A 14773-nucleotide genomic window follows, 5' to 3' on the forward strand; every position below is an offset into this window, starting at 1 on the left:
TCCACGGACGACTCGGGAGATCCATTGGTGGTGCCTTTGCGTTGGCTGCTCCTGATCGGGATCGCATGGCTCTGGCCGTTGCTCGGCCATGCCCAGCCGGTGCCGCCAACGCCGCGCCAGCTGACCGTGTTCGATGGCCTGCCGTCCAACACGGTCAACCGCATGGCCGAGGATGGCTACGGCTACCTGTGGATCGCCACCAACGATGGCCTGGCGCGCTACGACGGCCGCACCTACCGGGTATGGCGCGCAGAGGATGGCCTGCGCGACAACCACGTGTGGAGCGTGCACGTGGACGCACGCAACCAGCTGTGGATCGGCACCGAGAATGCCGGGCTGGCGATGATGTCGGCCGACCGCCGCGAACTGCGCTTCTTCGACCGCGCCAGCCACCCGGTGATCGGCAGCAACACCATCTGGAGCATCACCTCCACCGCCGATGGCGCCGTCTGGTTCGGCACCTATGAAGGGGGCCTGCATCGGCTGGACCGCAGCGGCAACGTGACCCGCTACATGCCCGAGCATGGCAACCCGCGCAGCCTGCCCGCCGCGTCGGTCACCCAGTTGGCCACCACCCGCGATGGCAGCCTGTGGGTGGGCACCAAGGCGGGGCTGGCGCGCTGGACCGGGCGCGACTTCGAGCGCATCGCCAGCCGCGACATCCCGCACGAGATCATCAACGGGCTCACCGCCGAACTGGACGGCAGCCTGTGGATCGGCACCAACTCGGGGGTGAAGGTGCGGCGTCCGGACGGCCAGTTCGAGCCTGCACCGTGGCAGGTGACGCCCGGCGACCAGGTGCTGGGCATGATGCTGCGCGATGAGCAGGGCGGGTACTGGCTGGATACCCGTTCCGGCCTGGGCCGCGCCTACGACAATCAATACCAGCAGGTGCCGCTGTACAGCGCGGTGGCGCGCGGCCAGGTGCGACCGAACTGGACCGGTGCCTACGAGGACCGCGAAGGCGGCATCTGGCTGGCCAGCATCAATGGCGGGCTGTGGCACCTGCTGCCGCGCTGGTGGCAGTTCTCGGTGCTGTCGCGGCTGGAGGACGATCCGGGGTCGTTGCGCAATGCCTATGTGCTGGGCATGGGCGCGGCCGCCGATGGCGGGGTCTGGACGGTGGGCACGCACGGTGCGCTGGACAAGTTCGATCCGGTCACCGGCACCGTCACCCAGCATCGCACTTGGGTGGATGGCACCGAGTGGCTGCAGTCGGTGCTCGAGGACCCGCGCGGGCAGGTCTGGATCGGCTCCAACAACGCATTGCTGCGCTATGACCCCCGGCAGGACGCACTACGTCGCTGGGGCCGTGATGCGGCGGTGGATGCGGCCATGGAGGGCCAGGTGGAATCGCTGGCGCTGTGCGATGGCGGGCGGGTATGGAGCGCCGCCTCGACCGGGCTGCAGCAGCGCGACCTGGACGGCCGCGTGCTGCATCGGATCGTGAGCGGCCACGCCGGGCTGGCCGCGGGCCAGTTGGCGTTGGACCTGGTCTGCGGCAGCCAGGACCATCTGTGGGTGGCCACCAACCAGGGCCTGCTGCAATGGGTGCCGGCACGGTCGCGCTTCGAGCCGGTGCCGGGGGCGCCGCCGGCGGCGATCCATGCGCTGGCCATCGCCGATGACCAGAGCGTGTGGCTGTCCGAGGAAGGGCGCCTGAGCCAGTACCGCTGGCAGAACGGGCGCCTGTTGCTGCAGGCCGTGATCGGCGGCGGTGCCGGCTATCCGGAAGTGTCGGCCACCGGGCTGGTGGTCGATGCCCAGGGCGTGATCTGGGCCGCCAGTGCGCGCGGCCTGATCCGGGTCGACCCGCAGATGGGCAACGTGCGCCTGTATGGCGTGCACGACGGCCTGCCGAGCCAGGAGTTCCGCCGCAGCACGCTGACCCGTACCGCCAGCGGTCGCATCGCCGGGGGCACCCCGGCCGGGGTGGTGGTGTTCGATCCACGCCAGGTCCGCCCGTCCAACCGGCGCGCGCCGCTGGTGATCGAGCGCGTGGAAGTGCGCCGCGGCGACCGCGTCGCCGACCTCACCCACCTGACCCCGCTGGAGATCGCCGACGCCGACCGCGACCTGCGGATCGTGGCGCGGTTGCTGTCCTTCGCCGATTCGTCCTCCAACAACTACCGCTATCGGCTGGCCGGGTACGACCCGGACTGGGTGGAAGTGGGCCCGGCCGGCGAGCGTGTGTTCTCGCGGCTGCCGCCCGGGCGTTACCGGCTGGAAGTGCAGGCGCGTTCGGCCGACCAGGTGTGGTCGCGGGTGCAGTCGCTGGAGTTCCGGGTGCAGCCGCCGTGGTGGCGCAGCCTGTCCGGGCTGCTGGTGATGACCTCGATGGCGCTGCTGCTGATGAGCCTGTTCGCCTGGTTGTACCGGCGCCGCCTGCAGCGCAAGCATGCCTATCAGCTGGCCCTGCACAAGCAGGAGCTGGCCGAGCAGGCATCGGCGGCCAAGACCCGCTTCCTGGCCAACCTGGGCCATGAGGTGCGCACGCCGATGACCGGGGTGCTGGGCATGAGCGAGCTGCTGCTGGGCTCTGCGCTGGACCCGCAGCAGCGCAGCTGGACGGCGTCGATCCGGCATGCCGGCGAGCACCTGCTGCACCTGGTCAACGACGCGCTGGACCTGGCCCGGATCGAATCGGGCCGGCTGCAGTTGCAGGCGCAGCCCTTCGACGTGCACAACGTGGTGGACGATGCCTGCACGCTGATGGCCGCGCTGGCCGAGCAGAAGCACCTGCGCTTCGTGGTCGACAACCAGTTGCCGGCGGGGTTGGGCAGTGTCGGCGATGCGGTGCGCGTGCGGCAGATCCTGCTCAACCTGCTGGGCAACGCGGTCAAGTTCACCACCCACGGCGAGGTGCGCCTGACGGCGACCACGCTTGCGGCCGACCGTGGCCTGCATTTCGAGGTGTCCGACACGGGCCCGGGGATCAGCAGCGACCAGCAGCAGCGCCTGTTCCGCCGCTTCGAGCAGGCCGACGGCGCACGCACGGCGGCGCAGTACGGCGGCAGCGGGCTGGGCCTGGCGATCTGCCGCGAACTGGCGTTGGCGATGCAGGGCCAGATTGGGGTGGAGAGCCAGCTCGGGGTTGGCACGCGCTTCAGCGTGACCCTGCCGTTGCCGCTGCACATCGCCGCGGTATCGAGCGGGCTCGACGGCCAGGGCCTGGGACAGCGGCTGCCGCCGTTGCGGATCCTGCTGGTGGAAGACGACGCCACCGTGGCCAGCGTGATCACCGGTCTGCTGGGCGCGCGCGGGCACCACATGGTGCATGCCGAACACGCACTGGCGGCGTTGCGCGAGGTCAGCGAGGCGCCGTTCGACGTGGCGCTGCTGGACCTGGACCTGCCGGGCCTGGGCGGGATCGAACTGGCCGGGCACCTGCACAACCAGGGCTATGACATGCCGATGATCGCGGTGACCGCGCGCACCGATCCGGACATCGAACAGCAGGTCCGTGCGGCCGGGTTCCGCGGCTTCCTGCGCAAGCCGGTGACCGGCGAACTGCTCGTGGACGCGATTGCGCGCGCACTGCGGGCTGCGCGCGGGCAGGGGCAGTGATCGGCCGCCGGAGCGGCGGTTCGCAACGGTCATCGGGCCAACGGCCCGCGACTACTACTCGGCAACCTCCTCCACATCGCGCGGGGAGGGGCGGGTGTCGGGCAGCTGCCAGAAGATGACGGTGGAAGTGAGGGTAATGGCACCGACGCAGACGAAGGTGGCATGCAGGGCGGCGGTGGCACCGCGCAGCGCGTCGAGATGATCGAAGGCGGCCAGCAGGCTGCCGGCGGCGGCCGCACCGAAACCGGTCGCCAGCATCATCACCATCGACAGCAGGCTGTTGCCGGCGCTGGCGAAGTCGCGGTCCAGGTCACGCAGGGTGACGGTGTTCATGACGGTGAACTGCAGCGAATTGACCGCGCCGAACAAGGCCAGCTGGATGACGCGCACCCACAACGGCTGGCCGGGGGTCATGAAGATGAAACTGGCCATGGCCAGGCCGACCAGCACGGTGTTGACCATGAGCACGCGACGGTAGCCGAAGCGTTCGACCAGTTTGACCGCGTAGCGCTTGGAGAGCATGCCCGCGGCGGCCACGGGGATCATGAGCAGGCCGGCATTCATCGGGCTCATGCCCATGCCGACCTGCAGCAGCAAAGGGATCAGCAGCGGCATGGCGCTGCTGCCGATCCGCGAGAACAGGTTGCCGAGGATGCCGATGCGGTAGCTGGGCACGTGGAACAGGGCCAGCGAAAACAGCGGTGCCGTCGAGTTGGCGGCATGCAGCCAGTAGCCGACCAGGGCGGCGAGGCCGGCAACGGTCATCAGCATGACCAGGGCGTGCGGGGTAGCCATGCCGGAGATGCCGTCCAGGGCGAGGGAGAGCACGACCATGCCGAAGGCGAGCATGAGGTAGCCGGCGATGTCGAAGCGGGTGCGGTGTTCGGCGTAGTGGTCGGGCATGACCTTCATGGCGGCGATGTAGCCGATGACGCCGATGGGCAGGTTGATCAGGAAGACCCAGTGCCAGGAGGCGACTTCGACCAGCCAGCCGCCGAGGGTCGGGCCGATGAGCGGGCCGATCAGGGCGGGGATGGCGATGAAGCTCATGGCGCGCAGGAATTCTTCGCGCGAGACCGAGCGCATGACGGCGAGGCGGCCGACCGGCAGCAGCATGGCGCCACCAATACCCTGCAGGACGCGGGCGCCCACCAATTGGTGCAGGGTCTGGGCGAGGGCGCAAGCGAGCGAGCCGAGGGTGAACAGGATGATGGCCACGAGGAAGGTGCGGCGGGTACCGAAGCGGTCGGCGATCCAACCGGAGGCGGGGATGAACGTGGCGACGGCGAGGGCGTAGCTGAAGACCACCGACTGCATCTGCAGGGGGCTTTCGCCGAGGCTGCGGGCCATGGCGGGGAGGGCGGTGTTGACGATGGTGGAATCCAGCATCTGCATGAAGATCGCCAGCGATACCAGCCACAACAGGGGCCGGATCGAGGCGTAGCTGCTGGTCGTCATCGTGCGCACCCTCATCAACGAGGAGCACATGATCGCCGATGTGGGGTCAGGGCGCGGTCAAGGCGGTGTTTCGGACCGGTTCGGCAAAGCCGGCGATCGCGTGGATCGTGATGCCGCGCTGCGCGCGGTATCCACGCATGGCGTGGATCTACGGTGTTTTTTACGTCGCGGGTCATTGCTGGGGCGGTGTGGACGCGGATTCCATCGTAGATCCACGCCATGCGTGGATGCTCTCCGTTCCGGCGCCATGAACCCGGGCGGTCCTCTTCGGCCGGGATTGAACGTCGGGCGGGCTGATTGCGCCGTGGCCGCCCGGGCTTCGGCGGGCGTTGCCGCGCTGCGCGCGGTATCCACGCATGGCGTGGATCTACGGGGTTTTTACGTCGCGGGTCATTGCTGGAGCGGTGTGCACGCGGATTCCATCGTAGATCCACGCCATGCGTGGATGCTCTCCGTTCCGGCGCCATGAGCCCCGGCGGTCTTCTTCGGCCGGGGGTGAACGTCGGACGGTCTGATTGCGCCGCGGCCGCCTGGGCTTCGGCTGGCGTTGCCGCGCTGCGCGCGGTATCCACGCATGGCGTGGATCTACGGGGTTTTTCCGTCGCGGGTCATTGGCGGGCGGTATCCACGCATGGCGTGGATCTACGGGGTTTTTCCGTCGCGGGTCATTTGGCGCGCGGTATCCACGCATGGCGTGGATCTACGGGGTTTTTACCTTGCGGTCATTCGCGTAGATCCACGCCATGCGTGGATGCATTCCGTTCCGGTGCTGCGCGGTCACCGCTGGGTGGCGTTACGGGCGCTGGCTGATGCGGTGCACGGCGTCCACCAGCACGCCGACGTGGTCGGGATTCATGTCCGGGGACATGCCGTGGCCGAGGTTGAAGACGTGGCCCTCGCGGGAACCGCCGTTGCCCTGGGCGTAGCTGTCGAGCACGCGGCCGGCGGCGCGTTCGATGGCGTCCGGGTTGCCGTAGAGGGTGGCCGGGTCGAGGTTGCCCTGCAGGGCGACGCGGCCGCCGGTGCGGGCCACGGCGTCGGACAGGTCCAGGGTCCAGTCGACGCCGAGGGCGTCGGCGCCGGTGTTGGCCAGGTCGGCCAGGTGCAGGCCGGTGCCCTTGCCGAACAGGATCAGCGGGGTGCGCTGGTCGCCCTGGCCGCGCTCGAGTTCCTGCGCGATGCGGGTGAGGTAGCGCAGCGAGAATTCACGGTACATGCCGGGGCTGAGCACGCCCCCCCAGGTGTCGAACACCTGCAGGACCTGGGCGCCGGCGGCGCGCTGGGCCGACAGGTAGGCAATGACCGCATCGGTCACCACCGAGAGCAACTGGTGCAGGGCGGCCGGTTCGTTCAGGGCCATCGCCTTGATGCGGGCGAAGTCCTTGCTGCCGCCGCCTTCGACCATGTAGCAGGCCAGCGTCCAGGGGCTGCCGGAGAAGCCGATCAGCGGGACCTTGCCGTCCAGTTCGCGGCGGATCACCCGCACCGCGTCCATCACATAGCGCAGTTCGGTTTCCATGTCCGGCACGGCCAGTTTGGCGATGGCGGCAGCGTCGCGCACGGGATGGCGGAACTTGGGGCCTTCGCCGTCGACGAAGTACAGCTCCAGGCCCATCGCGTCGGGAATGGTGAGGATGTCCGAGAACAGGATCGCGGCATCCAGGTCGAAGCGACGCAGCGGTTGCAGGGTGACTTCGCAGGCGATGTCCGGGTTCTTGGCCATGGCCAGGAAGCTGCCGGCCTTGGCGCGGGTGGCGCGGTACTCGGGCAGGTAGCGGCCGGCCTGGCGCATCAGCCAGACGGGGGTGCAGTCCACCGGTTCGCGGCGCAGGGCGCGCAGCAGGCGATCATGGCGGGAGGGGCTGGTCACGGAACGCTTCCTTGGGATCTGGTGGCGCGGGGCCGAATGGGGTGAGTGCGGCGGTGGCCGCTCAGTGCGGCGGATCGCCGCTGGTGTAGGTCACTTCGTAGCCGCGGTGCAGGTGCGCATCGCGCGCCTTGTCGAACGCGGCCAGCGCCAGGTCTTCCTCCAGGTACAGCTCGCGGCGCAGTTGCCCGCGCCCGCCGATCGGGCCGGACTCGAGCAGCAGCTCCCAGCCACCGAACAGGTCCGGTTGCAGGGTGAGCTGGAGATAGCGGGCCGGATCGGCACCGCGGGCGTGTTGGTGCAGGAAGACGCGCATGCCCCGATTGTAGCCGTGAACGCCGGAGGCGGCCGTCAGCGACGGGGCAGGTGCGGCGGAACGTCGCAGGCTCAGCCGGCGGCGAGCACGCGCAGCACGTCGGCCTCGTCGACATCGCCGACCACTTCGGCGCGGCCGATCCCACGCCACAACACCAGGCGCAGGCGCCCGGCGACGTTCTTCTTGTCCAGCCGCATCCGCGCCAACAGCGCCTCGGCGGCCAGGCCGGCGGGAATGGCCACTGGCAGTTCGTAGTGCAGCAGCAGGTCGCGCAGCTGCGCGGTATCGGCCTCGCTGCTCATGCCCAGCTGGGCGGACAGGCGCGCGGCCAGCACCATGCCCACGGCAACCGCTTCGCCATGGTTGAGATTGTCGTTGCCGGGCGCACCGTAGCCCTGTTCGGTCTCGATGGCATGGCCGAAGGTATGGCCGAGGTTGAGCAGGGCGCGTTCGCCCTTCTCCAGCGGGTCGCGGGCCACGATGTCGGCCTTGTGTTCGCAGCTGCGCGCGATCGCCTGGGCCAGCGCGGCGTCATCGCCGGCCAGCAGCGCCGTACGCTCGGCCTGCAGCCACTGGAAGAAGAGCGGGTCGCCGATGGCGCCGTACTTGATCACCTCGGCCAGCCCGGCACGCAGTTCGCGGGGCGGCAGGGTGCGCAATGCCGCGGTATCGGCGATCACCGCGCGCGGCGGATGGAACGCGCCGACCAGGTTCTTGCCTTCTGGGATGTCCACCGCGGTCTTGCCGCCCACCGAGGAGTCGACCATCGCCAGCAGCGAGGTGGGCAGCTGTATGCAGTCCACCCCACGCATCCAGCACGCTGCCGCAAAGCCGGCCAGGTCGCCGACGACACCGCCGCCGAGGGCCAGCACGCAGGCATCGCGGGTGGCGCCGAGGGCGGCCAGCGCGGTGATCGCCGCGCCGAAGTTGGCCAGGGTCTTGGAGGCTTCGCCGGCGGGCAGCACCAGTTCGCCGACCCGCAGGTCCGGGCGGGCAGCGAGCAGGGCCGACTTCACCCCGGCCAGGTACAGCGGGGCCACCGAGGAATCGCTGAGCAGTAGCACGTGGCGGCCGCGCACATGCTGGGCCAGCAGCGCGCCCTGGCAGAGCAGGCCCGGGCCGATGTGGATGGTGTAGGGGGTATCGCCGCCAACGGCGACGGTGCGGGGGGAGGTCATGCGGAGGTGTCCTGTCGCTGCCATTGCGCCGCCAGGCGCAGGACCAGCTGCGCGGTGGCGTCGGCGGGGGTGTAAAGATCGGTGTCCAGGGTCAGGTCGGCCAGCTCGCGGTACAACGGGTCGCGCAGGGCCGCCATCTCGTGCAGCACCTGTTCGCGGTCCGGGCGCTGCAGCAGCGGCCGGGTGCGGTCGCGCGCCAGCCGCTCCAGCTGGGCGGCCACGCTGACCCGCAGGTAGACCACGAAGCCGCGGCGCGCGATCGTGGCGCGGTTGCCGGCATCCAGCACTGCCCCGCCGCCGGTGGAGACCAGCTGGTTGCGCCCGTCCAGCACGGCCTGCAGCACCTGCCGCTCATGCTGGCGGAAGCCGGCTTCGCCGGAGTGCTCGAAGATCGTGGGAATGCTGGCGCCGGCGGCATCGACGATGGCCTGGTCGGCATCGACGAAGTCCAGCGTGAAGCGCTCGGCAAGGCGGCGCCCGATGCAGGTTTTGCCGGCGCCCATCGGGCCGATCAGGATCAGGTTCGGAGCGGGATTCATTACCCGCGATCCTAACATCTCCGTGCCGCGGCCTTTACGCGCCGGCCCCCATGGTGGATGGCGCGGAATCTCCCGCGCGCAACCGGAGCCTGTCCATGTCAGTGGCCAAAATCATCGAGATCAACGCCTCCTCCAAGACCAGCGTCGAAGACGCGGTACGCAGTGGCCTGAAGAAGGTGTCCGAGACGGTCAAGGGCATCCAGGGCGCCTGGATCAACGAGACCAAGGTGGTCACCGACGGCGAGGGCAACATCACCGAGTGGCGGGTGAACCTGCGGGTGACCTTCCTGGTCAGCTGAGTGGCCGCACCTGTCGCTGGTCATCCAGTGCGATGACCCGGTCGGCCAGCGCCGGCAGGGTGCGCAGCGCCTGGCGGCTCACCCGCTCGTAGTACTGCACGAACCGCTCCAGCTGGGCGCGGCTTATGCTGCTGCGTTCGGGTTGGGCGGCCTGCAGATGTTGTTCCTGCTGCCAGCGCCAGCGCGGCACCACGGCGAAATCCGGCGGTTGCAGGAACCACAGCCGGTCGCAGCGCCGCCACAGGGCCGGGTAGTCCTCGGCCAGGGCCTGGTTGCACCAGCGCCGCCAGCGCCCATCGGCGTCGGCGTCGCGTTCGAGCGCGTTCAACGGCGGTTCCAGCGCATCCTCGGCCTGTGCCGGGGTGCCCAGGAACCAGCCTTCGAACACCAGCAGGTCCAGCGCGGCGTCCACGCGCGGCCAGTCGGCGGGCGCTACGCGTTCGTCGGCCAGTTTGTCGAAGCGCGGCAACACCACCGGCTGGCGCGCGGCGATCGCCGCCAAGGTGGCGTGCGCCAGTGGCAGGTCGTGGGTGCCGGGCGGGCCGCGGGTAAGCAGCAACGGGTGCACCTGCCGTGCCAGTCGCTGGCGCTGGGCGCGGGTGAGGTAGAAATCGTCGATGGACAGCGTGGCCGCGCGCAGGCCGCGTTGGCCGGCCAGGGCCACCACCTGCGCGGCCAGCGTCGATTTGCCGCTGCCCTGCAGGCCGCTGATCGCCAATACTGGCACTCCCGTGCCCGCCGCCAGCGCTTCGTCCAGTGCCTGGGCGACCAGTGCATCGGGAAATCCCTTGTTGCGGGGCATGTACGCGTTGGCAGGCATGCGGTGACAATAAACCCAAATCGAATGGCAAGAAACCAACCATGACCGATCTGTATACCGAAGCACTGTCCACCTTCGCCGCGCTGTTCGAGGAGGCCCGGCACAGCGCGGAAGTCGAACCCAATGCGATGACCGTCGCCACCGCCGACAACAGCGGCCAGCCGTCGGCGCGCACCGTGCTGCTCAAGGCGTTCGATGCACGCGGCTTCGTCTTCTACACCCACCTGGACAGCCACAAGGGGCGCGAGCTGCGTACCAATCCGCGTGCGGCGCTGCTGTTCCTGTGGCGCAGCCTGCGGGAAGCGGGCATCCAGGTGCGGATCGAAGGCAGCGTCGAGCAGGTGGGCGATGCCGAAGCCGATGCGTACTTCGCCTCGCGGCCGCGCATGAGCCAGATCGGCGCGTGGGCCTCGCTGCAATCGAAGACGTTGGCCTCGCGCGAGGAATTCGACGCGCGCGTGGCCACCGCCGAGGCCAGTTTCGCCGATCGCGAGGTGCCGCGCCCGGACGGCTGGAGCGGGTTGCGCGTGGTGCCGCAGCGGATCGAGTTCTGGTACGGCGCGCAGTTCCGCCTGCACGAGCGCTGGTGCTATGAGCGCGATGCCGACGGGCAATGGACCAAGCGGTTGCTGTTCCCCTGACCGCCGGCAGCCCGGGCACGGCATCGGGATCTGGGTAGCCCCTCGCCGATCGCGACGCGCGGTGCTGCGGGCGCGCGCTGGGCACCGCCGCAGGCCAAGTGCGGCATGGTCAACCGTTGTGCGGCAGTGCGCGGCATGCGCGCGCCCTCACGCCGGGGTGGGACGTGGCGGTGGGCAGCGGCCGATGGGCGTGGGAAGCGCCCTCGACGCGCTAGCCGAGCCCGGCCTCGCGCAGCCGTCGCCACAGGGTGGTGCGGGAAATGCCCAGTTCGGCGGCCAATCGGGCCCGGTTGCCGTCAAAGCGCGCCAGCAAGCTCGGCAGGCTGTCCGCGCCTGCGGCCGGGGGCGCGCGGGCAGGCACTGCAGCGCCTGCCCGACCCGTGGCGTCCAGTTCCGGCAGCCACGCCAGCATCGTCGCTGCTGACAATGCGCCGCGCTCGGGCGGCCAGTGGATGCGCAGGCGATCCACCATGTTGCGCAGTTCGCGCACGTTGCCCGGCCACGGGTACTCGCGCAGCCGTGCCAGCGCCTCCACCGACAGCGGTGCATCGGTGCCGGCCAACTGGCGGAAGAAGTGGGCGACCAGCAGCGGGACATCCTCGTGGCGTTCGTGCAGGGTCGGCAGCGCGATCCGCAACGCAGCCAGGCGGTAGTAGAGATCGCGCCGGAAGCGCTGCGCGTCCACCAGCGTCTCCAGGGTCTGCAGCGTGGCGGCCACCACGCGCACGTCCACCGCAGTCGGCTCGGTAGCGCCCACGCGCAGTACTTCGCGTTCTTCCAGCACCCGCAACAGCCGGGTCTGCAGCGGCAGCGGCAGTTCGCCGATCTCATCGAGGAACAGGGTGCCGCCCTCGGCGGCTTCGACCAGGCCGACGCGCCCGCCGCGCCGGGCGCCGGTGAACGCCCCTTCGTTGTAACCGAACAGCTCCGCTTCCAGCAGGGATTCGCTGATCGCCCCGCAGTTCAGTGCGACGAAGCGGCCCCGGCGGCCACTGGCGGCATGCAGTTGCCGCGCCACCAGTTCCTTGCCGGTGCCGGTGGCGCCGGTGATCAGCACGGTGCTGTCGTAGGGCGCATACAGTGCGATGCGCTCGCGCACCTGCTGCATCGCTGCGCTGTCACCGAGCAGGGCGTGGTCGGTATCGCGCTGCCTGGCCGGTGCCCGCCGCCGTGGTGATGGCGCGCCGGAGCGGGCCAGGGTCTGGGTCAGCTCCAGCGCGTGTTCGAACGCCTGCCGTACTGAATCGGCCGAGTACAGCAGCACCCCGGGCAGGCCCACCTGCTCGGCATGGTCGATGGCCATGCCGGTGCCCACGATCACTTCGATGCCGTTGGCGCGCAGGTCGGCGATGCAGTCGCGCGCGTCTTCGCGGGTGACGAAGCGGCGATGTTCGATGTCCAGCCCGAAGCTGTGTTGGAAGCTGCCGAAGGTCGGCACATCGGTGGCATGGGTGACCAGGCCGATCCGCGGGGCGATCCGGCGCGCGCGCGCCAGCGCTTCCATCAGGTCGAAACCGTTGGCCTGGATCGGCACCAGCGGCACCTCCAGCCGGCTGCGCAGGTAGGCCGCATTCGAGCCGCCGGCGATCACCACGTCGCAGTGTTCGCGGCGCAGGCGCTGGCCGATCACATCCACCGCCTCCTCGAAGCCAAGGTTGATCGGCACGATGCGCGCGCGGCGGTCGAACTCCGGGATCACATCGCCGAGCAGCCCGGTCAGGCGCGACACGCTGACGGTCCAGATCACCGGAAGCTGGCCGGCATCCGGGTCAGACAGGCGTGAACGGTGGCGGGGCAGGCTGATCGACATGGCGATGTTTCAATGTTTCAGTTGCAGCCATGGTACAGATGTTTCAATGTTTCAAGGTGAAACGCCGCGGTCACGGTGATGTCGCAATGAAATCAGACACTTGCAAGCTGGCACGGCCCTTGCGCCTGTCACCCCGTCAACCACGATGGAATGCCGCATGAGCACCCCTGTTTCCTCCGCTGGCGCCCGGTTCCGCGCCGCCCTGGCTGCCGAATCGCCGTTGCAGGTGATCGGCGCGATCAACGCCAACCACGCCCTGCTGGCCCAGCGCGCCGGCTACCGGGCGATCTACCTGTCCGGCGGCGGCGTCGCGGCCGGCTCGCTGGGCCTGCCGGACCTGGGCATCAACACCCTGGAAGACGTATTGATCGACGTGCGCCGCATCACCGATGTGTGCGACCTGCCGCTGATGGTGGACATCGACACCGGCTTCGGGCCGAGCGCGTTCAACATCGCGCGCACCGTGAAGTCGTTGATCAAGGCCGGCGCGGCGGCCTGCCATATCGAGGACCAGGTCGGCGCCAAGCGCTGTGGCCACCGCCCCGGCAAGGAAATCGTCACCCAGGGCGAGATGGTCGACCGGGTCAAGGCCGCCGCCGATGCCAAGACCGACCCGGACTTCTTCCTGATCGCGCGTACCGACGCCATCCAGGTGGACGGGGTGGACGCGGCCATCGAGCGCGCCATCGCCTGCGTGGAGGCCGGCGCCGACGGCATCTTCGCCGAGGCTGCCTATGACCTGGCCACCTATCGCCGCTTCGTCGACGCGGTGAAGGTGCCGGTGCTGGCCAACATCACCGAGTTCGGCAAGACCCCGCTGTTCACCCGCGATGAACTGGCCTCGGCCGGCGTCGCCATCCAGCTGTTCCCGCTGTCTGCGTTCCGCGCCGCCAACAAGGCCGCCGAGAACGTGTATGCGACCATCCGCCGCGACGGCCACCAGCGTAATGTGGTCGATGCGATGCAGACGCGCGAAGAACTGTACGACCGTATCGGCTACCACGCCTTCGAGCAGCAGCTCGACGCGCTGTTCGCCGCCAAGAAGTAACCCGGCACCATTTGTTTTCTGGAGGGATCATGAGCGAAGCAACCACCGCCCCCGGCTTCAAGCCGAAGAAATCCGTCGCCCTGTCCGGCACCGCTGCGGGCAACACCGCGCTGTGCACGGTGGGCCGCAGTGGCAACGACCTGCACTACCGCGGCTATGACATCCTGGACCTGGCCAACACCAGCGAGTTCGAGGAGATCGCCCACCTGCTGGTGCATGGCAAGCTGCCCACCCGCGCCGAGCTGGTGGCCTACAAGGCCAAGCTGAAGTCGCTGCGCGGCATCCCGGCCGCGGTCAAGGCCGCGCTGGAAGAGCTGCCGCCGTCGGCGCACCCGATGGACGTGATGCGCACCGGCGTGTCGGTGCTCGGCTGCGTGTCGCCGGAGAAGGACGACCACAACCACCCCGGCGCGCGCGACATCGCCGACAAGCTGATGGCCTGCCTCGGCTCGATGCTGCTCTACTGGTACCACTGGAGCCATAACGGCCGCGCCATCGACGTGGAGACCGACGATGACTCCATCGGCGGCCACTTCCTGCACCTGCTGCACGGTGAGAAGCCGCAGGATTCGTGGGTGAAGGCGATGCACACCTCGCTGATCCTGTACGCCGAGCACGAGTTCAACGCCTCCACCTTCGCCTGCCGCGTCATCGCCGGCACCGGCAGCGACATGTACAGCTGCATCACCGGCGGCATCGGCGCGCTGCGTGGCCCCAAGCACGGTGGCGCCAATGAAGTGGCCTTCGAAGTGCAGAAGCGCTATGACAGCCCCGATGACGCCGAGGCCGACATCAAGGCCCGGGTCGAGCGCAAGGAAGTGGTGATCGGCTTCGGCCATCCGGTGTATACGGTCAGCGATCCGCGCAACAACGTGATCAAGGAAGTGGCGCGCGAGCTGTCGGCCGAGCAGCAGAACGTGAAGATGTTCGACATCGCCGAGCGCCTGGAAACGGTGATGTGGGACATCAAGAAGATGTTCCCGAACCTGGACTGGTTCAGCGCGGTCAGCTACCACATGATGGGCGTGCCGACGGCGATGTTCACCCCGCTGTTCGTCATCGCGCGCACCTCCGGCTGGAGCGCGCACATCATCGAACAGCGCATCGACGGCAAGATCATCCGCCCCAGCGCCAACTACACCGGCCCGGAAGACCAGGCCTTCGTGCCGATCGACCAGCGCAGGTAAGACCGACGTACCGCACCCGTTCGCGGGTGCTTTGCGGAGCAGG

At 69.2% G+C, this 14773-nt stretch carries 12 protein-coding genes; 5 read left to right on the forward strand and 7 right to left on the reverse strand.

Annotated elements, in window-relative coordinates; translation table 11 throughout:
• Window positions 1-27 precede the first annotated feature (27 nt).
• Window positions 28-3567: a hybrid sensor histidine kinase/response regulator gene (locus AC06FD_RS01580; protein ID WP_394161047.1), complete on the forward strand. Its 3540-nt coding sequence runs from the start codon at window positions 28-30 to the stop codon at window positions 3565-3567.
• A 54-nt stretch (window positions 3568-3621) separates the two neighbouring features.
• Here the strand turns inward: AC06FD_RS01580 and mdtD are convergent, their stop codons facing one another.
• From mdtD to AC06FD_RS01605, 5 genes are all read right to left on the reverse strand, one after another.
• Window positions 3622-5025: a multidrug transporter subunit MdtD gene (mdtD, locus tag AC06FD_RS01585; RefSeq protein ID WP_259206224.1), complete on the reverse strand. Its 1404-nt coding sequence runs from the start codon at window positions 5023-5025 to the stop codon at window positions 3622-3624.
• Between the two features lie 793 nt (window positions 5026-5818).
• Window positions 5819-6895, reverse strand: coding sequence for a uroporphyrinogen decarboxylase (hemE, locus tag AC06FD_RS01590; protein ID WP_259206222.1), 1077 nt, complete (start codon window positions 6893-6895; stop codon window positions 5819-5821).
• 61 nt (window positions 6896-6956) lie between these two features.
• On the reverse strand, window positions 6957-7208 hold the full coding sequence (locus tag AC06FD_RS01595) for a WGR domain-containing protein (protein ID WP_259206221.1): 252 nt from the start codon (window positions 7206-7208) through the stop codon (window positions 6957-6959).
• 71 nt (window positions 7209-7279) lie between these two features.
• Entirely contained in the window at window positions 7280-8386 is a 1107-nt protein-coding gene (gene aroB, locus AC06FD_RS01600; RefSeq protein WP_478076825.1) for a 3-dehydroquinate synthase, read from the reverse strand.
• A complete protein-coding gene (locus AC06FD_RS01605) occupies window positions 8383-8925 on the reverse strand; it encodes a shikimate kinase (RefSeq protein WP_259206218.1) in 543 nt (180 codons plus the stop codon). Before AC06FD_RS01605 ends, aroB begins: the two co-directional genes overlap by 4 nt.
• A gap of 95 nt (window positions 8926-9020) precedes the next feature.
• On the opposite strand from AC06FD_RS01605, the gene AC06FD_RS01610 reads away from it, so the two are divergent.
• On the forward strand, window positions 9021-9224 hold the full coding sequence (locus AC06FD_RS01610; protein WP_019186071.1) for a dodecin family protein: 204 nt from the start codon (window positions 9021-9023) through the stop codon (window positions 9222-9224).
• Here AC06FD_RS01610 and AC06FD_RS01615 read toward each other — a convergent pair.
• Window positions 9217-10044, reverse strand: a complete 828-nt coding sequence (locus tag AC06FD_RS01615; RefSeq protein WP_478076826.1) for a kinase — start codon at window positions 10042-10044, stop codon at window positions 9217-9219. The genes AC06FD_RS01610 and AC06FD_RS01615 overlap by 8 nt on opposite strands.
• A gap of 41 nt (window positions 10045-10085) precedes the next feature.
• Between AC06FD_RS01615 and pdxH the strand changes: the two genes are divergently transcribed.
• Window positions 10086-10685: a pyridoxamine 5'-phosphate oxidase gene (gene pdxH, locus AC06FD_RS01620; protein ID WP_478076827.1), complete on the forward strand. Its 600-nt coding sequence runs from the start codon at window positions 10086-10088 to the stop codon at window positions 10683-10685.
• 211 nt (window positions 10686-10896) lie between these two features.
• On the opposite strand, the gene prpR is transcribed toward pdxH, so the two are convergent.
• Window positions 10897-12489, reverse strand: coding sequence for a propionate catabolism operon regulatory protein PrpR (gene prpR, locus AC06FD_RS01625; protein WP_478077356.1), 1593 nt, complete (start codon window positions 12487-12489; stop codon window positions 10897-10899).
• 163 nt (window positions 12490-12652) lie between these two features.
• Here prpR and prpB point away from each other — a divergent pair, with 163 nt between their 5' ends.
• Window positions 12653-13543: a methylisocitrate lyase gene (gene prpB / locus AC06FD_RS01630; protein ID WP_259206207.1), complete on the forward strand. Its 891-nt coding sequence runs from the start codon at window positions 12653-12655 to the stop codon at window positions 13541-13543.
• A gap of 29 nt (window positions 13544-13572) precedes the next feature.
• A complete protein-coding gene (prpC, locus tag AC06FD_RS01635) occupies window positions 13573-14730 on the forward strand; it encodes a bifunctional 2-methylcitrate synthase/citrate synthase (RefSeq protein ID WP_259206206.1) in 1158 nt (385 codons plus the stop codon).
• Window positions 14731-14773: the final 43 nt, after the last annotated feature.

The organism is Stenotrophomonas sp. Steno-Z1, assembly GCF_056393175.1.